18 protein-coding genes and 1 pseudogene are annotated in these 20,057 nt (G+C 35.8%); 6 read left to right on the forward strand and 13 right to left on the reverse strand.

All coding sequences use genetic code 11. From position 1 onward, the window contains the following. The first annotated feature begins 56 nt into the window (after positions 1 to 56). Together FPB0191_RS07750 and manA are read left to right on the forward strand one after the other, a co-directional pair. Complete coding sequence (locus FPB0191_RS07750; protein WP_039105139.1) at positions 57 to 446, forward strand: DUF956 family protein; 390 nt, start codon at positions 57 to 59, stop codon at positions 444 to 446. Positions 447 to 611: 165 nt separating this feature from the next. Beyond that, the gene (gene manA / locus FPB0191_RS07755) at positions 612 to 1,802 is read left to right on the forward strand and encodes a mannose-6-phosphate isomerase, class I (protein WP_039105140.1); all 1,191 of its coding nucleotides are present in this window, start codon (positions 612 to 614) and stop codon (positions 1,800 to 1,802) included. Between the two features lie 31 nt (positions 1,803 to 1,833). Here manA and FPB0191_RS07760 read toward each other — a convergent pair whose 3' ends face one another. Then, positions 1,834 to 2,187, reverse strand: coding sequence for a succinate dehydrogenase/fumarate reductase transmembrane subunit (locus FPB0191_RS07760; protein WP_039105142.1), 354 nt, complete (start codon positions 2,185 to 2,187; stop codon positions 1,834 to 1,836). A 13-nt stretch (positions 2,188 to 2,200) separates the two neighbouring features. Further along, a complete protein-coding gene (locus FPB0191_RS07765) occupies positions 2,201 to 2,599 on the reverse strand; it encodes a succinate dehydrogenase/fumarate reductase transmembrane subunit (RefSeq protein ID WP_039105144.1) in 399 nt (132 codons plus the stop codon). 358 nt (positions 2,600 to 2,957) lie between these two features. Here FPB0191_RS07765 and hslV point away from each other — a divergent pair, with 358 nt between their 5' ends. Both hslV and hslU read left to right on the forward strand, forming a co-directional pair. Beyond that, positions 2,958 to 3,485 carry an ATP-dependent protease subunit HslV gene (gene hslV / locus FPB0191_RS07770; RefSeq protein WP_039105146.1) on the forward strand — a complete coding sequence of 176 codons (528 nt, stop codon included), beginning with the start codon at positions 2,958 to 2,960 and terminating at the stop codon, positions 3,483 to 3,485. Between the two features lie 25 nt (positions 3,486 to 3,510). Beyond that, on the forward strand, positions 3,511 to 4,839 hold the full coding sequence (gene hslU / locus FPB0191_RS07775) for an HslU--HslV peptidase ATPase subunit (RefSeq protein ID WP_039105148.1): 1,329 nt from the start codon (positions 3,511 to 3,513) through the stop codon (positions 4,837 to 4,839). A gap of 592 nt (positions 4,840 to 5,431) precedes the next feature. Here the strand turns inward: hslU and FPB0191_RS07780 are convergent. The 4 genes from FPB0191_RS07780 to aceE all read right to left on the reverse strand — a co-directional run bounded on the left by FPB0191_RS07780 (position 5,432) and on the right by aceE (position 11,727). Next, the gene (locus FPB0191_RS07780; RefSeq protein WP_039105150.1) at positions 5,432 to 5,920 is read right to left on the reverse strand and encodes a PTS sugar transporter subunit IIA; all 489 of its coding nucleotides are present in this window, start codon (positions 5,918 to 5,920) and stop codon (positions 5,432 to 5,434) included. A gap of 94 nt (positions 5,921 to 6,014) precedes the next feature. After that, complete coding sequence (gene lpdA / locus FPB0191_RS07785; RefSeq protein WP_039105151.1) at positions 6,015 to 7,439, reverse strand: dihydrolipoyl dehydrogenase; 1,425 nt, start codon at positions 7,437 to 7,439, stop codon at positions 6,015 to 6,017. Between the two features lie 13 nt (positions 7,440 to 7,452). After that, complete coding sequence (gene aceF, locus FPB0191_RS07790; RefSeq protein ID WP_082018283.1) at positions 7,453 to 9,048, reverse strand: pyruvate dehydrogenase complex dihydrolipoyllysine-residue acetyltransferase; 1,596 nt, start codon at positions 9,046 to 9,048, stop codon at positions 7,453 to 7,455. Positions 9,049 to 9,060: 12 nt separating this feature from the next. After that, positions 9,061 to 11,727, reverse strand: a complete 2,667-nt coding sequence (gene aceE / locus FPB0191_RS07795) for a pyruvate dehydrogenase (acetyl-transferring), homodimeric type (protein ID WP_039105153.1) — start codon at positions 11,725 to 11,727, stop codon at positions 9,061 to 9,063. 470 nt (positions 11,728 to 12,197) lie between these two features. Between aceE and lipB the strand changes: the two genes are divergently transcribed. Continuing rightward, positions 12,198 to 12,815, forward strand: coding sequence for a lipoyl(octanoyl) transferase LipB (gene lipB / locus FPB0191_RS07800; RefSeq protein WP_039105155.1), 618 nt, complete (start codon positions 12,198 to 12,200; stop codon positions 12,813 to 12,815). 53 nt (positions 12,816 to 12,868) lie between these two features. Further along, positions 12,869 to 13,828, forward strand: a complete 960-nt coding sequence (gene lipA, locus FPB0191_RS07805) for a lipoyl synthase (protein WP_039105157.1) — start codon at positions 12,869 to 12,871, stop codon at positions 13,826 to 13,828. Positions 13,829 to 14,000: 172 nt separating this feature from the next. On the opposite strand, the gene hldE is transcribed toward lipA, so the two are convergent. From hldE to lepB, 7 genes and pseudogenes are all read right to left on the reverse strand, one after another. Further along, complete coding sequence (gene hldE / locus FPB0191_RS07810) at positions 14,001 to 15,425, reverse strand: bifunctional D-glycero-beta-D-manno-heptose-7-phosphate kinase/D-glycero-beta-D-manno-heptose 1-phosphate adenylyltransferase HldE (RefSeq protein ID WP_039105159.1); 1,425 nt, start codon at positions 15,423 to 15,425, stop codon at positions 14,001 to 14,003. Positions 15,426 to 15,493: 68 nt separating this feature from the next. Further along, the gene (tatC, locus tag FPB0191_RS07815) at positions 15,494 to 16,243 is read right to left on the reverse strand and encodes a twin-arginine translocase subunit TatC (protein ID WP_039105161.1); all 750 of its coding nucleotides are present in this window, start codon (positions 16,241 to 16,243) and stop codon (positions 15,494 to 15,496) included. A gap of 187 nt (positions 16,244 to 16,430) precedes the next feature. Beyond that, positions 16,431 to 16,689: pseudogene (tatB, locus tag FPB0191_RS12600) on the reverse strand (Sec-independent protein translocase protein TatB); the annotation flags it as partial. A 3-nt stretch (positions 16,690 to 16,692) separates the two neighbouring features. Further along, the gene (tatA, locus tag FPB0191_RS07825; protein WP_039105163.1) at positions 16,693 to 16,911 is read right to left on the reverse strand and encodes a twin-arginine translocase TatA/TatE family subunit; all 219 of its coding nucleotides are present in this window, start codon (positions 16,909 to 16,911) and stop codon (positions 16,693 to 16,695) included. A gap of 384 nt (positions 16,912 to 17,295) precedes the next feature. Further along, positions 17,296 to 18,228, reverse strand: coding sequence for a GTPase Era (gene era / locus FPB0191_RS07830; RefSeq protein WP_052236871.1), 933 nt, complete (start codon positions 18,226 to 18,228; stop codon positions 17,296 to 17,298). Continuing rightward, on the reverse strand, positions 18,225 to 18,911 hold the full coding sequence (rnc, locus tag FPB0191_RS07835; protein ID WP_039105164.1) for a ribonuclease III: 687 nt from the start codon (positions 18,909 to 18,911) through the stop codon (positions 18,225 to 18,227). The genes era and rnc overlap by 4 nt, the downstream gene beginning before the upstream one ends. 154 nt (positions 18,912 to 19,065) lie before the next feature. Continuing rightward, positions 19,066 to 20,055 (reverse strand): signal peptidase I, encoded by a 990-nt coding sequence (lepB, locus tag FPB0191_RS07840; RefSeq protein ID WP_039105166.1) that lies wholly within the window; start codon positions 20,053 to 20,055, stop codon positions 19,066 to 19,068. Positions 20,056 to 20,057 lie beyond the last annotated feature (2 nt).

Here is a 20,057-nt window from a genome sequence, read left to right on the forward strand (position 1 = left end):
AAACTATCTACATTCATATGAGTTAATTCAATAAGATTGTTAGGAAAATTCACAATATGGTTCAATCATTAAATACGAAAGTTGATCTTGTCACTTCTGGCACGTCCTTTATAGGCATGACCGATTATGGAGATATTATGATCGGCGATAAAGCCTTTGAGTTTTATCATCTTCATAATTCACGTAAATATATTCAAATTCCTTGGGAAGAAGTTGATTATGTTGTCGCTTCTGTATTATTTAAGGGTAAGTGGATTCCACGATATGCCATTCAAACTAAAAAAAATGGTCGATTTATTTTTGCTTCTAAAGAACCTAAAAAAGTGTTACGTGCAATGCGTCAATATATTGATGGACAAAAAATGGTGAGATCACTGAGTTTTATTGATGTGCTAAAAAATAGCTTATTTCGCAAGAAAAAATCTGCTGAAACCAATAATTCATGAAATCTATTTGATAATACAAATTAAAACATGAGGATAATGCGGTAAATACTATTTTTTGATGTAAAGATGTAAATCAGTGCTTATTTATCTGTTGATGAAATAAACACTATAAATTTAGCTTTGTAACTTGTCTTTTTCTGTAAGATTAATCCATGACGAGGCTATATGAAAACAACACTCTGGAAGTTAAAAAACGTTATCAAAAATTATGACTGGGGTAGTATTGATGGTATTGCAAAACGATTTCACATTGATAACCCTGAACATAAACCAATGGCTGAATTATGGATGGGGGTTCACCCAGCAGGAACATCAATAGCCATAAATGCCTTAGGGGAAAGCTGCCCACTCAATCAAATTATCCAAAAATCACCTATTAAAATACTCGGTCAAAAGACCTATCAGAAATTTAATAATCTACCTTATTTATTTAAGATTCTTTCAGCGCAACAACCTCTTTCAATACAAGTTCATCCAGAACTGAGTAAAGCAATAGAAGGATTTAAACGAGAGAATCAACTTGGTATACCGATTAATTCACCCGAGCGTAATTATAGAGATGCAAACCACAAGCCGGAATTGATTTATGCTATCACGCCATTTTTAGCCATGAATGGCTTTCAACCCGTTACGGATATTATTGAACACTTTGAACAATTGAATATTTCAGTATTAAAAAAATGCATTAACGAACTTCGCCATAATGCAACATCAGATGGCTTAAAAGTGTTTTTCTATCGCTTATTGACCTTAGAAAAATCATTAAAACAGCAAGCGATAGCTGAACTTGTTGCATACGCCAATACTCACAATCAATGTCCCTATAACATTATCAAAATGATTGCCAAAATATATCCTGATGATAGTGGTATCTTTGCGCCATTGATTCTTAATGTAATAAAACTCAATCCTGGCCAAGCGATGTATATTAAAGCTCAAACACCGCATGCTTACATATCTGGCACTGGACTTGAGATTATGGCTAGTTCCGATAATGTATTACGGGCGGGATTGACGTCAAAACATATTGATATAACCGAATTATTTAAAAATACCTGTTTTGATACAAGCTATCATGACCATTTATTGACTCAACCGATTAAACATAAAAATAAGATCACTTTTCCTGTACCGGTTGAGGACTTCGCTTTTGAAATTATTACAGGTCAATTAAAACCGATAAAACAACTTATTAATAGTGCTGAGATTTTACTTTGTATCGATGGTAACATTACGATTAAAACTGAGACAGATAATATCACCTTGACGGCAGGAGAATCTGTATTTATTGCCTGCTGTGCAAAAGCATTCGAATATCAAGGTGAAGGAACATTTGCTCGCGCTTTTAATCATTAGATTAGTCAATACCCATTTTTATTCTTATCAATTAGCGCATAAAAAGTATGTAAAAGGCATGGAGTGTCCAAATTGATGCAATGAATACCGATATCAATTTTCCACGCTTAAGATAGATTTGAAACCGTTGAAAGATAAGTAAGATTCGATCAAATGCATACCAACTTGGTAAACTCATCATGAAGAATAAAAATATCTTACCCAACATGGTATCTGTTATTTTTAAAATATGACTTAATGTTCGCACATCACCATTAGGAATAACAAAAATGATAATAAACAAAACAACAGGAGCGAAAATAGCAAACCATAAACTGGCAAGTTTAATTAATCCTATTGTAGGTGAAATATGAGATTGTTTCGTTGTAACTGTTTGCTTAGTCATAATTTAATTAACCTTACCCCAAATAACCTAAAGCTGTAATAACTAGCTGTCTTGAAATCATGCCAATAGCCAACATTAAAATAATAAATATCCCTATTTGCAGACGCTTAAAATTCGGATATCTATTAATAATCGCTTTACTTAATGAGATGCAGCTCATGATTGAAAATAAAATTGCTACTATCAATGAAAGACTATTTAATATTATGACAACGGGGTGTCGCAAGAAAAACAAAAAACGATAAAATTCATCCTGTCCCAATTCGTTGGTATGCGCGCAAATGACCCCATATACTAAAACAATATTTAGCCATAACATGGCAAACACAACCAAATTCTGAATCCAATTCATTAACGACAGTTTATCTTTATTTTGGTGACAAGTTAAATTTAATTTACTATTAGACATCATTAACTACTCTTAATAAATGTATTGCCATACGACTACGCTTAACTATAACCTATTTTCAATGAAACATGATAACTAAATTACTGTTAGCATTGAATAACGTCTTAAAAAAGCTGAACATAATAATGACTAGAGTACTAAGTTATGTGGCATAAAATGCGCTATTCTAACAATTTACAATTCTGTATTAATTACAAAATATTAAATTATGCCTATTTTTAAGTGCAACGTACTATGTACGTGCTCATTTTTACATTTTCTATACATTATTACAGTTGAAAATGGAATGTTTAACCCAATATAAAATCTATCTATACCAAATTGGTCATTACGTTATGACCAAAATTTAAAGGAGTAATACATGACTACAATTGTTAGTGTTCGTCGTAACGGGCAAGTTGTCATTGGTGGTGACGGTCAAGTCACTTTAGGTGAACGAATTATTATGAAAGGCAATGCTAAAAAAGTACGTCGCCTTTACAATAATAAAGTGATTGCAGGATTTGCTGGTGGTACCGCTGACGCTTTCACTTTATTTGAGCTTTTTGAACGAAAACTTGAAATGCATCAAGGTCATTTAACTAAAGCTGCGGTTGAACTTGCTAAAGATTGGCGAACTGATCGCATGCTTCGTAAGTTAGAAGCTCTACTTGCAGTAGCGGATGAAACAGCCTCTTTAATTATTACAGGCACGGGGGACGTCATTCAACCTGAAGATGATTTAATAGCGATTGGTTCAGGTGGTCCTTACGCACAAGCGGCAGCTAGAGCATTACTCGATTGCTCTGATTTATCAGCTAAAGATATTGTAAAGAAATCCCTTGCCATTGCGGGTGACATCTGCGTTTACACAAACAGTTTCCAAACTATTGAAGAATTAAATTACTAATTAACCGAATTTAAGAGAAAATATTATGTCTGAAATGACTCCTCGTGAAATAGTCAGCGAATTAAACCAACATATCATTGGTCAAGATAAAGCAAAACGTGCGGTAGCCATTGCACTTCGTAATCGTTGGCGACGTATGCAACTTGACGAAGCATTACGTCAAGAAGTAACACCAAAGAACATTTTAATGATCGGTCCTACTGGGGTCGGTAAAACAGAAATCGCGCGTCGTTTAGCTAAATTAGCGAATGCACCTTTTATTAAAGTTGAAGCAACCAAATTTACTGAAGTCGGCTATGTTGGTAAGGAAGTCGATTCCATTATTCGCGATCTTACTGATTCAGCTGTAAAAATGATCCGTAGCCAAGTTATGGAAAAAAACCGTAACCGTGCCGAAGAGCTTGCTGAAGAACGTATCTTAGATGTATTAATTCCACCTGCTAAAGATAGCTGGGGAAACAATGAAAATACGTCAGATTCCACTGCTAGACAAGCGTTTCGTAAAAAACTACGTGAAGGTAGTTTAGATGACAAAGAAATCGAAATTGAAGTATCTAGTTTAAACATTGGTGTTGAAATTATGGCTCCTCCCGGTATGGAGGAAATGACTAGTCAATTACAATCAATGTTCCAAAATTTGGGTGGTCAAAAAGCCAAACCACGTAAAATGAAAATTAAAGATGCTTTTAAACTATTGATTGAAGAAGAAGCAGCTAAACTAGTCAATCCTGATGATCTTAAACATGAAGCGATTGAAGCTGTTGAACAAAATGGTATCGTCTTTATTGATGAAATCGACAAGGTCTGTAAACGAGGTAACTCATCAGGTCCAGATGTGTCACGCGAGGGTGTACAACGCGATTTATTACCTCTTGTCGAAGGTTGCACTGTCTCAACAAAACATGGCTCGGTGAAAACGGATCACATTTTATTCATCGCATCAGGAGCATTCCAAACCGCCAATCCTTCTGATCTTATCCCTGAATTACAAGGGCGCTTACCAATTCGTGTAGAATTGCAAGCATTAACTACTGATGACTTTGAACGTATCTTAACCGAACCTAATGCATCGTTAACTGTACAATATAAGTCCCTAATGGCAACTGAAGGGGTGAATATTGAATTTACTCAGGATGGTATTCGTAAAATTGCTCAATCTGCTTGGCAAGTTAATGAGCAAAATGAAAATATTGGTGCGCGACGTTTACATACTGTATTAGAAAGATTAATGGAAGAAGTTTCTTTTGATGCAAGTGAAATAAGTGGTCAAACAGTTGTTATTGATGCCGAATATGTGAGTTCGCATCTTGATAAACTAGTTGCTGATGAAGACCTCAGTAAATTTATACTATAATCCTTTATTAATTGTAAAAAATGACCCAGCTAAGCTGGGTCTATTGCTATAAGCAAAAAGTTAATAATAATTTTACAACATTTATATAATACACACACAAAGGATACAAATAACACGACCAGTCCACTATATTTGATCGCTTCTAATATATCCAATAGATAATTACTATAGATAATCTGTTAACAAATGTCGCACTCTATCCAGATTCTATAAACCGATAATCTATTTAAATATTTTTTTTATTTTTAGCTTACTTTTTAGCATTTATAACAAGCAGAAATGACTATAAATTTGTAAAGATGAATATAAACAGGATATTCTATCAATATATTTGTAAGATAATGATTATGAAATTAATTTATTCACTGTGGTTTATTTATTATCTTGAAGAGTATTTTGACTTAATTAATGCGAGATAGTTTTAACATCGAGCACAATAAATCGTATGATTTCTTTAGAATAGTTATTTTGTTATTGATCAGTATATTATAGTCTATAAATTTTTAGACTAATTACAATATAAAGGCTATGACTAGCCTATATATTGTATAAAAATCCTCAATGCTATAATCTTTAGATTATAGAGCACCGATTATAATTCGATATTACCAATTGATTGCGCTTTATTTACAGCACCAGAATGGTTTATGGCTACTTTCTGATTCTCTTCTAAATTAGTAAATACCATAATAATATCACGATCTTTACCTTGTTCAGTAATAAAATCAACATCCATATCCGCTAATAAGGTATTTTGATCAACTGTTTGACCTTCTTGTACATGCACATTGAACCCGTCACCTTTTAAGGCAACTGTATCAATTCCCATGTGAATTAAACCTTCAATCCCTTCATCTGTGACAAATGTAATCGCATGTTTAGTTGGAAAAATACTCATTACTTTACCTTTAACTGGTGAGTAAACTTGCACTTTTCCATCTACTGGAGTGATAGCATAACCATCGCCCATAACTTTACCAGAAAAAACTGGATCATTAACTTGCTCAATACTCTTAAATGTCCCTTCACATACAGAAAATAGCTCTACTTGCTTTTTCTTCTTTTTAAATAAACCAAACATCCCAACTCTCCAATATATTAAAACGCTATATAATACTATTAAAAAAACCGACGTGAAAGTCGGTTTATATTATATTCAGTCAGATTTTAATCAATCACTTTTTTTTAGCTTTCGCATTTGGTAAATCGGTGATTGAACCCTCAAAGACTTCTGCTGCCAGACCAATAGATTCATAGAGAGTCGGGTGAGCATGAATGGTTAATGCCATATCTTCAGCATCACAACCCATTTCAACCGCTAAACCAATTTCACCTAATAACTCACCACCATTTACCCCAACAACTGCTCCACCTAATATTCGGTTAGTAGCCTTGTCAAAAATAAGTTTGGTCATACCTTCAGAACAGTCAGATGCAATTGCACGACCAGAAGCTGCCCAAGGGAAAGTCGCAACCTCATAATTGATACCTTTTGCTTTTGCCTCTTTTTCTGTTAATCCAACCCAAGCTACTTCCGGTTCAGTATAAGCAATTGAAGGAATAGTTTTAGGATCAAAGAAATGATTCTTACCAGCAATAACTTCTGCCGCTACATGACCTTCATGAACCCCTTTATGAGCTAACATTGGTTGTCCAACAATATCTCCGATTGCATAAATATGAGGCACATTAGTACGCATTTGTTTATCAACTTCAATGAAGCCTCGATCGGTCACATTAATTCCCGCTTTTTCAGCATCAATTAATTTGCCATTTGGCGTACGACCAATTGCGACTAATACTGCATCATAAGCATGCGTTTCAACTGAGCCATCTTTTTTCTCCATGGAAACATAGATAGCATCTTCTTTTGCTTCAACCTTAGTTACTTTAGTTTCAAGCATTAGAGTGAATTTTTTCTCAATTTGCTTGGTAAACAGCTTAATAATATCTTTGTCTGCAGCCGGTATAACTTGATCGAGCATTTCAACAACATGTACTTCTGAGCCTAAAGTATGATAAACAGTACCCATTTCAAGGCCGATTATACCTCCGCCCATAAGTAATAGACGCTTAGGAATAGACGTCAATGCAAGTGCATCCGTTGAATCCCAGATGCGTGGATCATCATGTGGTATAAAAGGAAGTTGAATAGGTCTTGAACCTGCAGCAACAATTGCATTATCAAAGGTAATGACCGTTTCACCTTCTGCTGTTTGTACCGTCATTGAGTGACTACCAGTAAATTTAGCTTCACCTTGCACCACATTGACTTTACGCATTTTAGCCATACCAGCTAAACCACCCGTTAACTGACTAATGACTTTTTCTTTCCAACCACGAACTTTGTCTAAATCTAATTTTGGAGTTTCAAATACAATGCCATGTGCAGAGAGTGATTTCGCTTCATCTATAACTTTAGCAACATGTAATAATGCTTTAGAGGGAATACATCCAACATTAAGACATACGCCACCAAGTGTTGAATAACGTTCAACTAAAGTGACTTCTAGTCCCAAATCTGCTGCTCTAAAGGCTGCCGAATAACCGGCAGGCCCCGCACCCAATACTAAAACTTGCGTTTTAATTTCTTTACTCATTGATTTCTCCCTATTACATCACTAAACGACGTAAATCGGATAACACTTTAACAATATGACTTAAAAATCTTGCACCATCTGCACCATCAATCACTCGGTGATCAAAAGATAATGATAGTGGTAACATTAAGCGAGGTGTAAATTCCTTACCATTCCAAATTGGTTTCATGCTAGAACGTGATACGCCTAAAATACCGACTTCAGGGGCATTAACAATTGGCGTGAATGATGTTGTACCGATTCCACCTAAACTTGAAATTGTAAAACAACCCCCTTGCATATCGCCGCCGGTCAATTTACCGTCACGTGCTTTCTTGGAAATTTCCGCTAATTCACGCGATAATTCAACAACACCTTTCTTATCAACGTTTTTGAATACCGGCACGACCAAACCATTTGGTGTATCCACTGCAACACCAATATTAATGTATTTCTTAATAATCAGAGTTTGCGCATCCTCTGATAAAGAGCTATTAAAGCGAGGGAAAGTGGCTAACGCATTCGCTACAGCTTTCATGATAAATACTAATGGTGTAATTTTCAGATCTTGCTTACGTTTTTCTGCTTCAACATTTTGTTGTTTGCGGAATGCTTCTAATTCCGTAATATCGGCTTCATCAAATTCAGTTACATGTGGAATCATAACCCAGTTACGATGTAAGTTAGCGCCAGATACTTTTTGAATTTTGGTCAACGGTAATTCTTCAATTTCACCAAACTTAGCAAAATCAACTTTTGGCCAAGGTAATAAACCAGGTAATGCGCCACCAGATGTTCCACTTTCAATCTGTTTTACAGCATTTTTAACATATGCCTGAACATCTTCACGTAAAACGCGGTGTTTTGGTCCTGTTGCTGTAACTTTAGCTAAATTTATGCCAAATTCACGTGCTAAGCGTCTTACTGACGGGGTAGCATGTGCATAAGCCTCATTTTCAACAAAATCGTTGCCAGTGGTTGATGCTTTTGCCGGCGTTGGTACAGTAGATGACGTCGCACTAGTTTTCTCTGCTACAGGTGCTGGTACTGATTCAGGCGCCTCTTTTTGAATTGAAGGTGATGCTGCGGTACCAGCTGTTGCCGTTTCAAATTCCATAATTTTGGAACCTGTTTTAACCTTATCGCCCACTTTGACTACAATATTTTTAACCACACCTGCAATTGAGGAAGGAACTTCCATTGAAGCTTTATCGCCTTCAACAGTAATTAAAGAATCATCAACCGCTACTGTATCGCCAACTTTTACTAAGATTTCAGTGACTTCTACTTCATCACCGCCTATATCCGGCACGTTGACATCTACAGTTTGATTCATTGCTGCAGCCGTCGGTTTGACTTCAACTTTTGGCTCTTCTGCAACAGGGGCTACTGCCCCATCTGCTGCATCAAATACCATAATATCAACACCCGTTTTTACTTTATCACCTACTTTTACCGATATTGATTTAACAACACCAGCTTGAGGTGCAGGAATTTCCATTGAGGCTTTATCGCCTTCAACTGTCAGAAGCGACTGATCTGCTTCAACTTTATCGCCAACATTGACTAAAATCTCTGTTACTTCGACTTCATCACCACCAATGTCAGGTAATTTTATTTGAATACTCATTATTACAACCTCTTACGCAATACGTGGATTAGCTTTTTCAGCATTAATGTCGAATTTCTTGATAGCCTCTTCTACTACAGAAGCATCAATATCACCGCGTTTCGCTAATTCACTTAGAGCTGCAACCACTACATAGGTAGCGTCAATTTCAAAATGATGACGTAAGTTTGCTCGGCTATCACTACGCCCAAATCCATCAGTACCCAATACTTTATAGGATTCTGCTGGAACATAAGCACGAACTTGTTCAGCAAATAGTTTCATATAATCAGTTGAAACCACAGCCGGATTTTTATTCATCACTTGAGTAATATATGGTACACGTGCATCTTGAGTTGGGTGTAACATATTCCAACGTTCACAGTCTTGACCTTCACGCGCAACTTCAGTGAATGAAGTCACACTATAGACATCACTACCGATACCATAATCATTTGCAAGAATTGTCGCAGCTTCGCGAACGTGACGTAAAATAGCTCCCGAACCGAGTAATTGAACACTTGGTTTACCTTCTTTCGCTGGAAGTGTATCAAGTTTATAAATACCTTTACGTATTCCTTCTTCAGCACCTTCTGGCATAGCCGGTTGTTCATAGTTTTCATTTAATGTAGTGATGTAGTAGTAAACGTTTTCTTGATCACCATACATTCGACGTAAACCATCTTGCATAATGACTGCGACTTCATAAGCATAAGACGGATCGTATGAAATACAATTAGGGATAACAAGTGATTGAATATGGCTGTGACCATCTTCATGTTGCAATCCTTCCCCATTTAAGGTGGTTCTACCAGACGTTCCGCCAATTAAGAAACCACGTGCTTGCTGATCACCTGCTGCCCACATTAAATCGCCAATACGTTGGAAGCCAAACATTGAATAGTAGATGTAAAATGGAATCATCGGATAATCGTTGGTGCTATATGAAGTAGCTGCAGCTAACCATGATGCACCCGCACCCATTTCGTTAATCCCTTCTTGTAGAATTTGGCCTTTTTCATCTTCACGATAATAAGCCACTTGATCTCTATCTTGAGGAATATATTGTTGACCGTGTGGATTATAAATACCAATTTGACGGAATAGACCTTCCATACCAAAGGTACGTGCTTCATCAGCAAGAATCGGAACGAGGCGAGGCGCTAACTCTTTATCCTTTAACATGATGTTAAGGGCACGCACAAAAGCAATTGTAGTTGAAATTTCTTTGGTTTGTGCTTCTAATAAGGACTGGAATTCGCTTAATGGTGGAATAGAAACGGTACCAGTAAAATGTTCTAGACGTGATGGAACATAACCTTTTAATGCTTGACGTCGTTCATGAATATATTTGTATTCTGGCGTATGATCTTCAAATTTAATATACGGTAATTTCTCTAAAGCATCATCAGTAACAGGAATATTGAAGAAATCACGTACATGACGTACGCCATCCATGTTCATTTTCTTAACTTGATGCGCTATATTTTTCGCTTCAGCCGCATCCCCCATACCATAACCTTTAATAGTATGAGCAAGAATAACGGTTGGGCGATCTTTAGTTTCTTTTGCTCTTTGGAACGCAGCAAACATTTTTGCTGGATCTTGTCCACCGCGATTTAAACGGAAAATTTCTTCGTCAGACATGTCTTTGACTAATTCAGCCGTTTCTGGGTATTTACCAAAGAAATGTTCACGAACGTAAGCACCATCTTTGGATTTGAATGTTTGATAATCCCCATCTAGGGTTTCATTCATTAGACGAATCAATTTACCTGATTTATCTTTTTGGAGTAATCTATCCCAACGATCGCCCCAAAGTACTTTAATGACTTGCCAACCTGCACCGGCAAAAACACCTTCTAATTCGTTAACAATCTTACCATTACCCGTTACTGGACCATCTAGACGCTGTAAATTACAGTTGATAACGAATACTAGATTATCTAACTTCTCACGTGTTGCAACAGTAATTGCCCCTTTAGATTCTGGTTCATCCATCTCACCATCACCTAAGAAAGCATAAACAGTTTGTTCTGTTGTATCTTTAAGACCCCTATGGTTTAAATATTTCAAGAAACGAGCTTGATAAATTGCACTGATCGGACCTAATCCCATAGAAACGGTTGGGAATTGCCAGAAATCAGGTAATAATTTTGGATGAGGATAAGATGGTAAACCATGACCATGCACTTCTTGACGGAAATTATCGAGCTGTTCTTCAGTAAGACGACCCTCAATAAAAGCACGAGAATAAATACCTGGAGAAATATGACCTTGGAAATAAACTAAGTCACCTCCATCTTTCTCGTTACGTGCACGGAAAAAATGGTTAAAGCAGACTTCATAGAATGTTGCTGCAGATTGGAAAGATGCCATATGTCCACCTAAGTCTAGATCTTTCTTAGATGCACGTAAAACCATCATCATTGCATTCCAACGAACGATAGAGCGAATACGCCTTTCAAGCTCCCAATCACCGGGATACTCTGGTTGTTCATCAACTGGAATAGTATTGATGTAATTACTAGTAGAAGAACCGAATAATAACGGAACGCCACCTTGACGGGCTTGGTTGACAATTTGCTCAATAATATATTGCGCACGTTCGGTACCTTCTTCGCGAATAACTGATTCAATACTCTTCAGCCAATCCTGCGTTTCTAAGGGATCGATATCATTCATTTGCATGTCTGACATATTTAAACCTCATTTTTTGTTATAAAGATCGCAGATATTAAATATCTGCATTACGTTTGCCTAAAACATAAATTTTGATATAAGTCTGCCATTTACCTAACCAAAGGTAAAGAAAACGACACGACAGAAAGGAACGTTAATTCCTATCAAATTAATCAACTATTTCAATCTATAGGCATTAACTTTCAATACTATTATGATAGTATTAAAGTTTTTAAGAATTTAAATATTAAATCAGCATTAATTACCTTATATCCTTTTTTGTCGTCTATTGTCAACACCTATCTATTTTTGTTATATTCGATCAAATTACTGTTTTTTAATTTAAATAATATAAACACTTATTAAAAACAGCATAAAAAATGAAAAAACTTGACAAGTTATTAAAAATCAATGATTTTAGATTTGATGTTTGTCAACCAATATGGACGGTGTTTAATTGTTTCTAATGGGAAAAAGGTCATCTAAAGATGAAGAAACCTCTTGTTAAAAATCTTGGCTTACAACCTTACTCAATAATCTACAATGCAATGCATCAATTTACACAACAACGTGACGCTGATACGCAAGATGAAATTTGGTTGGTAGAACACCCCGCGATATTCACGCAAGGTAAAGTAGGGAAAGCTGAACACTTACTTCATCAAACAAACATTCCCGTTATTCAAACTGACCGTGGTGGGCAAATAACTTACCATGCACCAGGTCAGCAAATTATGTATATCTTAATTGACTTAAAACGATTAAAAATGGGTATTCGAGATACGGTGAGTGCATTAGAAAATAGCGTCATAAATACATTAAATGATTATCATATTAGTGCTGTAGCTAAACCTGATGCCCCAGGTGTATATGTCAATGAGCAGAAAATATGCTCGCTTGGACTTCATATTCAGCATGGTTGTACCCTACATGGTTTAGCATTGAATGTTGATATGGATTTATCACCGTTTAACAACATTAATCCATGCGGTTATGCTGGTTTAAAGATGACGCAAGTCAAAGCATTTTTATCCGATATTAATCCTGAAGAAATTCGTTCTAAATTAGTTAATTATTTTATTGATCAGCTATATCACGTAGCTTAACGATTTCAAGATTAATATTATTTGCATTTAACAAAAGTAGATAAGTAACAAATATGGCTAATACCACAACGTCTGTCAGAAGTTCAAAATATCGCGATGCGGATAAGACGCGTTTAATTCCATCTGTCACGATTGAAACAACTGATTTATTAAAAAAACCGGCATGGATGAAAATTAAATTACCGACTCATTCGGATAATATCGCTCATATCAAAAACACTATGCGTAAACATGGTTTACATTCAGTATGTGAAGAAGCCTCCTGTCCAAATCTGGCAGAATGTTTTAATCATGGTACTGCTACATTTATGATATTAGGTGATATTTGTACGCGCCGTTGTCCATTTTGCGATGTAGCTCATGGTCGCCCACTCCCACCGGATTCACAAGAACCTATCAAATTAGCAACAACTATTCAAGAAATGCGCCTTCGTTACGTTGTTATTACATCCGTTGATCGTGATGATTTAAAAGATGGAGGAGCAAGTCATTTTGCTGATTGTACACGAGAAATCCGTGCATTAAGTCCTAATATTAAAATTGAAACATTGACCCCTGATTTTCGTGGTTGCATTGATGAAGCGATTGATATACTACGTGAAAATCCACCTGATGTTTTCAATCATAACTTGGAGAACATACCAAGATTGTATAAAAAAATCCGTCCTGGCGCTAACTATGAAGGTTCACTTGAATTATTAGCTAAATTTAAACAATTACACCCTGATGTTCCAACTAAATCTGGATTAATGGTTGGTTTAGGTGAAACTAATGACGAGCTCATTCAAGTCCTTAAGGATTTACGCTCAAGTGGTGTCACAATGCTCACATTAGGGCAATACTTACAACCAAGCAAATTTCATTTACCTGTTGAGCGATATGTTTCACCAAAAGAATTTGAAGAACTTAAACAAATTGCTTTAGGTATGGGCTTTACTCATGCTGCTTGTGGACCTTTTGTAAGATCATCTTATCATGCTGATTTACAAGCCCAAGGAAAAGAAGTTAAGTAACAGGAATATAAATTAAGTGGGTATTAAACCCACTTAGAACTATTAAATTAAACAACCGTAATCAAACGCCATTAATTTTTATATTTTGCCCATGATATGCTGATTATCATTCAATCTATTAACATAAAACATGATTCATCTACTGGTATCAATTAATATTTAGCACGGTGTATTAGCTGTTTTTAATACTGTTGATAATATTGGTCGTCGAACAGCCATCTTCAAAATTGAGTACTCTAACTTCCCCACCAGCAGCTATGACTTCTTTACTCCCAGCAATTTGATCGGGCTTATAGTCACCACCCTTAACTAGAACGTCAGGCAAAATACGAGCAATTAAGCGTTGTGGTGTTTGTTCTTCAAATGGTACGACCCAATCAACTGAATCTAACGCTCCTAGTACTATCATACGTTGCATCAATGGATTAATTGGTCGTGATTCGCCTTTGAGCTGTTTCACGGATTGATCACTGTTTACCGCGACAATTAAACGATCACCTAATTTTCTGGCATTAGCTAAATAGGAAACATGGCCTGCGTGCAAAATATCAAAACAACCATTAGTCATTACAATTTTTTCACCACGTTGGCGAGCGTTAGCAACTTGCTTGAGCAAATCCTCTTCACTCATTACACCAAAACCGTTATCAGTTCGCGCACGAATGGCATCTTCTAGTTCAACTTGCGTAACCGTTGAAGTACCCAGTTTACCTACTACTACGCCTGCTGAAGCATTTGCTAGGAAACAACTATCTTCTAAAGTGTACCCTGCTGCTAATGATGCAGCTAATGTAGCTATAACCGTATCACCAGCACCAGTGACATCAAATACTTCTTTAGCTTGAGTTGGTAAATGATAAGTTGGTTGACCAATTTGTAATAATGTCATCCCTTTTTCACTACGTGTGACTAAGAGCGCCTTAATATCATAATCACGAATCAATTGATGACCTTTTACCTCAATATCTTCTTCACTATGACAAGGACCCACCACAGCTTCAAATTCCGACATATTAGGTGTAAGAAGTGTTGCACCTCGATAACGTGTAAAATCGGTGCCTTTAGGATCTATGAGCACGGGTACATTAGCTTGTTGTGCCATTTTGATTATTGCTTCAACGGATGACAATACACCCTTAGCATAATCTGAAAGAACCATAACTTTAGCTTGTGGTAATGCATTTTCAATACGTTGCAACAATGGTAGCGAATCAACATCACAAAACGGTTCTTCAAAATCGAGTCGTATTAATTGCTGATTACGTGATAAAACTCTTAATTTTGTAATGGTCGGATGGGAATTAAGTGCTACAAAATCACATACCACATGCTGTTGCTGCAATTGTTCTGTCAAAATTTTAGCCGGTTCATCAATACCTGTTAAACCTATTAATTTAGCTTCACCGCCTAATGAGGTAACATTCATTGCAACATTGGCAGCACCGCCAGGTCTTTCTTCTAGTGCGTTAATTTTTACTACAGGTACCGGTGCTTCGGGTGAGATGCGATTAGTCGCACCATACCAATACCGATCAAGCATAATATCACCCACAACTAATACATTAGCCTTACTAAAATCAGGTAAATTATTCTTCATTACAACTTCCTAAACATAAAATACACTACTACTTTATTTAATTATGACAATCGAATAAAACAGTATTCTTAATCAAGAGACTGCGATTCTTCTTCAGTTTGTCTTGGCTGATAGAATCGAGCAAAAAAGACACCAATTTCAAACAGTAAACACATTGGGATTGCTAAAAGTGTTTGCGAAAATACATCCGGTGGTGTTAAAAACATGGCAATAGCAAACACGCCAACAATAATATAAGGGCGTTTCTTTTTAAGACTTTGTGGAGAAGTCACGCCAGCCCAACACAGTAAAATGATAGCAACAGGTACCTCAAAGGAAAAACCAAATACAACAAACAAGGTCATAACAAAATCAAGATATTTAGTAATATCTGTATTGATTGCTATGTCAGCAGGCGCGCTATTAATAAAAAAGTAAAATGCCAACGGAAACACAACAAAATAGGCAAAAGCAATGCCTAAATAAAACAGTGTAGTACTTGAAATCACTAACGGAAGAACTAATCGCTTTTCTTTGCGGTATAAAGCAGGAGCAACAAATCCCCATATTTGATATAAAATATAAGGAATAGACACGAATAAAGACACGATTAAGGTCAATTTAATTGGGGTAAAGAAAGGTGCAGCAATATCAGTAGCAATCATGACACTACCTGTAGGTAATTGTCGAACTAGTGGATTAGCTACAATACTATAGATATCGTTCGAAAAATAGATTAACCCTAAGAAAACGATAATTATACAGAGAATACAACGCAATAACCGTGCGCGAAGTTCTAACAAATGGCTCATTAATGGTAATGCATTATCCTCTGTCATGATTGATGTTTCCCTGCATCTTTATCCACTAAATTGTTAACCTCGGTTTGATTATTCTCATTTTGCTGTTTTAAATCAGATTTAGTATCATCTTTATTATCAGTCAAATCAGTAATGGGAGAATTAACCACAGAATTTACTTTTTGGACTGTTTGATTATACTCTTTTTGTAATGACTGTGTTATGCGTTTCAACTCATCAATTGATGCTTGTATTTCGGGCGAAATATTATTGATACCACTTTGTTCAGCTTGCTTCAAACTATCTTGTAACTCTTGTAATTTTAATTCTTTATTCAATTCCAACTGCACAGAAGCGGATAATCGGCGCAATGCATTGATCCAACCAACCACCGTTTTCACAGCAGTCGGTAGACGAGCGGGTCCAAGAACAATTAGGCCTATGATAAAAACTAATAATAATTCCCCAAAGCTAACGTCGAACACAAATTACTCTTTTTTATCAGTTTGATTTTCAACATTATGAGCAGATGAACCAGCATTACTGGTTTGATTATCAGATGTTTTATCATCACCATCGCTCATCGCTTTTTTAAAGCCCTTAATAGAAGCCCCTAGATCTGATCCCAAAGTGCGCAATTTTTTAGTACCAAAAATCAAGACGATAATTGCAATCAGTATTAATAAGTTAGGCCAACTCGGCATCATGATAAACACCCCACTTTTCATATAGAAGGAATTATTATAAACATAATTTATTTTAAAATGCACGCAATAAACGCTATGCAATTAAATGATTTAATTAAGATACAATATAGTTCGCCAATCATAATTTCATAGATTATTATTAGCATTTGTTATTTAAATTTAAAGACAATAATTTAATGAAATCAACTAAATATACTAAAAATATAGCAAGAAATAATAACAGATTTTATGAGAAAACAAATTGGTGTAAATTAGAAAAATCTATTGAGGGGGTAATAAACATAATTATAAGAAATCTAAAATAGCATTACTCAATTAGATAATAAATAATCATAATCGTCATTGAGTAATGGTTTTTATCTAACAAATAACTTTATTAGTGCTTTATAAGTCATCCATATAGCCAAGACTTCTAAGAGCACGTTCATCGTCAGCCCAGCCTGCTTTTACTTTGACCCATAATTCTAAATGAACTTTATTTTGGAAAAAATCTTGCATATCTTTACGCGCTTCAATACCGATTTGCTTAATTTTTTCTCCTTTATTGCCGATTACCATTTTTTTCTGACCATCACGTTCGACCAAAATTAAACCATTGATGCGATACATACCATTTTTTTCATCAACTTTAAATTGCTCTATTTCAACAGTCACAGAATAAGGCAATTCTTCACCTAAGAAACGCATTAACTTTTCACGGATAATTTCAGATGCCATAAAACGCTGTGAACGATCAGTTATATAATCTTCGGGAAAATGATGTTCTCCTTCAGGTAAATGCTGCTTTACAATTTGTTTAATAATATCTATACCTTCACCTTTTTCAGCACTAATTGGAATCACATCCATAAAATGGAATTTTTGGCTGATTTCTTGAATATGAGGTAATAATTTAGTTTTATCACTTACATTATCAATTTTGTTAATCACTAACAATACAGGGCATTTAACACTTTTAAGCTTATTGAGTACCATTTCATCATCTTCATTCCAATGCGTACCCTCTACAACAAATAGTATTAATTCCACATCTCCAATAGAACTGCTTGCTGCTCGGTTCATAAGGCGGTTAATCGCGCGCTTTTCTTCAATGTGTAAACCCGGCGTATCAATGTAGATTGCCTGATAATCACCTTCCGTATCAATCCCCATGATCCGATGACGTGTCGTTTGAGCTTTACGCGATGTAATAGATATTTTCTGACCTAAAATCTGATTTAATAATGTCGATTTTCCTACATTAGGACGCCCAACAATGGCAATAAAGCCACAATGTTGAACCCCATTATTATCTTGTATATTTTGCTGTTGTATCATTTAATTCCCAACTTATCGATTGCCATTTGTGCAGCGGCTTGTTCTGCTTTACGGCGATTAACACCACGACCTAAATACTGATTGTCATCGTTCTCTAATTTACATTGAACAACAAATTCCTGATCATGATCATCACCAATTACTTCTACAATTAAATAAACAGGTCGATTCTGGCGTTGACCTTGCAAATATTCTTGCAAACGAGTCTTTGAATCTTTTTGTTTAATGCCGGGCTGTATTTGAACTAAACGAGTTTGATACCAAGCCAAAATTAATTGTTTAATGGTTTGGATATCACTGTCCAAATAAATGGCACCAATAATTGCTTCTACCGCGTCAGAGATGATCGATTCACGACGATGACCACCACTTTTTAGTTCACCCGGCCCTAGTATCATACTATCGCCAATATTGAAGTTTTGCCCCATTTTCGCCAATGTCTCGCCACAGACTAAAGAAGAACGCATTTGACTTAAGTCGCCTTCGTCTACTTTTGGGAAACGCTCAAAAAGTGCTTCAGCAATCACATAACTTAATATTGAATCACCTAAATATTCTAAACGTTCATTATGAATTTTATTTGCACTGCGATGAGTCAGTGCATGAATTAACAAATCAATATTCTTAAATGAATAATTAATTTGCTTTTGTAACGCGACTAATTTATTTTTGTCATGTTTCATCTATGTTAATACTCAATACCTTTAATATGATTTACCACCCAAATATCAAAAAATGAGTGTGAGTAAACCTTAAAACTAAAGCATATTATTGCTTTTAATAAGCCTAAATTTAACCAGCGTAAACCCTGCTTAAATTTAGCATTTTATTCATGATTTAATTTACTTTACCTATTCGGCTAAATCTTATACTTGTTGGCCACTCATCAGGTTGTTTCTCTAAGCTAAGCCAAATAGCCGATACACGACCAACAAAATTACGTTCGGGAACAAATCCCCAAAAACGACTGTCATCGCTGTTATTACGGTTATCACCCATCATGAAGTAATAACCTTCTGGAACCACCCATTCACCCAATTTTTGATTAGGCTGTTTAAAAAAGTGTTCAGATTGATATAGTTGATTAGGTATTAATAAGATATCATGAGTATGACCCCCTATCGTTTCCTGACGGGAATTTAAATTGATCGTAAAATTTTTACCGGCCAATTTTAATTCATTAAATTGTTCATTAGTATAAAAATTAATACCAGAGTCAGAGAATACTTGCTGCCATTCGCTTGGTTTTTCTGATGTATAATGTAAATCTAATGGAATGACCTGTTGCTGTGAACATTGCTGATCTTCAGCTTGGCAAGCAGGATAAATTCGTAATTCCTTCTTATCTTCATCATAAACAATTTTATCGCCAGGAATACCAACAACTCGCTTAACAAAATCAATACTGGTATTGTTAGGGTTTTTAAACACAGCAACATCACCACGTTGTGGTTTACCGGTAGGAATCAGCGTGGTATTGGTTATAGGATCTTTGATCCCATAAGAATATTTCTCAACAATTATAAAATCACCAACTAACAAAGTCGGCATCATAGAACCTGATGGAATTTGAAAAGGTTCAATGATAAATGAACGAAGTACGAATACGAAACATAAAATAGGGAATAATGATGACAATAAATCCACTAAACCAGAAGATTGACCAACTTTAGCCAAAACCTGACCATCAATTTTGCCTTCTGTTTGTTGTCTTACGGCTTCCACTTTACGCTGTCTAGCGGGTTTCCAGCGATAACGTTCCAAACACCAGAAAATTCCTGTAATAAATGTTGCCAATGTTAGGAAAATTGCAAACATACCTGCCATTG

The organism is Frischella perrara, assembly GCF_000807275.1.
In the GTDB taxonomy this organism is placed as follows: domain Bacteria; phylum Pseudomonadota; class Gammaproteobacteria; order Enterobacterales; family Orbaceae; genus Frischella; species Frischella perrara.

What these genes read in the sequence shown, in the direction of transcription:
- FPB0191_RS07750 (WP_039105139.1), top strand. Translation starts at nt 57, where the DNA reads ATGGTTCAATCATTAAATACGAAAGTTGATCTTGTCACTTCTGGCACG.
- manA (WP_039105140.1), top strand. Translation starts at nt 612, where the DNA reads ATGAAAACAACACTCTGGAAGTTAAAAAACGTTATCAAAAATTATGAC.
- FPB0191_RS07760 (WP_039105142.1), bottom strand. Translation starts at nt 2,187, where the DNA reads ATGACTAAGCAAACAGTTACAACGAAACAATCTCATATTTCACCTACA.
- FPB0191_RS07765 (WP_039105144.1), bottom strand. Translation starts at nt 2,599, where the DNA reads ATGATGTCTAATAGTAAATTAAATTTAACTTGTCACCAAAATAAAGAT.
- hslV (WP_039105146.1), top strand. Translation starts at nt 2,958, where the DNA reads ATGACTACAATTGTTAGTGTTCGTCGTAACGGGCAAGTTGTCATTGGT.
- hslU (WP_039105148.1), top strand. Translation starts at nt 3,511, where the DNA reads ATGTCTGAAATGACTCCTCGTGAAATAGTCAGCGAATTAAACCAACAT.
- FPB0191_RS07780 (WP_039105150.1), bottom strand. Translation starts at nt 5,920, where the DNA reads ATGTTTGGTTTATTTAAAAAGAAGAAAAAGCAAGTAGAGCTATTTTCT.
- lpdA (WP_039105151.1), bottom strand. Translation starts at nt 7,439, where the DNA reads ATGAGTAAAGAAATTAAAACGCAAGTTTTAGTATTGGGTGCGGGGCCT.
- aceF (WP_082018283.1), bottom strand. Translation starts at nt 9,048, where the DNA reads ATGAGTATTCAAATAAAATTACCTGACATTGGTGGTGATGAAGTCGAA.
- aceE (WP_039105153.1), bottom strand. Translation starts at nt 11,727, where the DNA reads ATGTCAGACATGCAAATGAATGATATCGATCCCTTAGAAACGCAGGAT.
- lipB (WP_039105155.1), top strand. Translation starts at nt 12,198, where the DNA reads ATGAAGAAACCTCTTGTTAAAAATCTTGGCTTACAACCTTACTCAATA.
- lipA (WP_039105157.1), top strand. Translation starts at nt 12,869, where the DNA reads ATGGCTAATACCACAACGTCTGTCAGAAGTTCAAAATATCGCGATGCG.
- hldE (WP_039105159.1), bottom strand. Translation starts at nt 15,425, where the DNA reads ATGAAGAATAATTTACCTGATTTTAGTAAGGCTAATGTATTAGTTGTG.
- tatC (WP_039105161.1), bottom strand. Translation starts at nt 16,243, where the DNA reads ATGACAGAGGATAATGCATTACCATTAATGAGCCATTTGTTAGAACTT.
- tatA (WP_039105163.1), bottom strand. Translation starts at nt 16,911, where the DNA reads ATGATGCCGAGTTGGCCTAACTTATTAATACTGATTGCAATTATCGTC.
- era (WP_052236871.1), bottom strand. Translation starts at nt 18,228, where the DNA reads ATGATACAACAGCAAAATATACAAGATAATAATGGGGTTCAACATTGT.
- rnc (WP_039105164.1), bottom strand. Translation starts at nt 18,911, where the DNA reads ATGAAACATGACAAAAATAAATTAGTCGCGTTACAAAAGCAAATTAAT.
- lepB (WP_039105166.1), bottom strand. Translation starts at nt 20,055, where the DNA reads ATGGCAGGTATGTTTGCAATTTTCCTAACATTGGCAACATTTATTACA.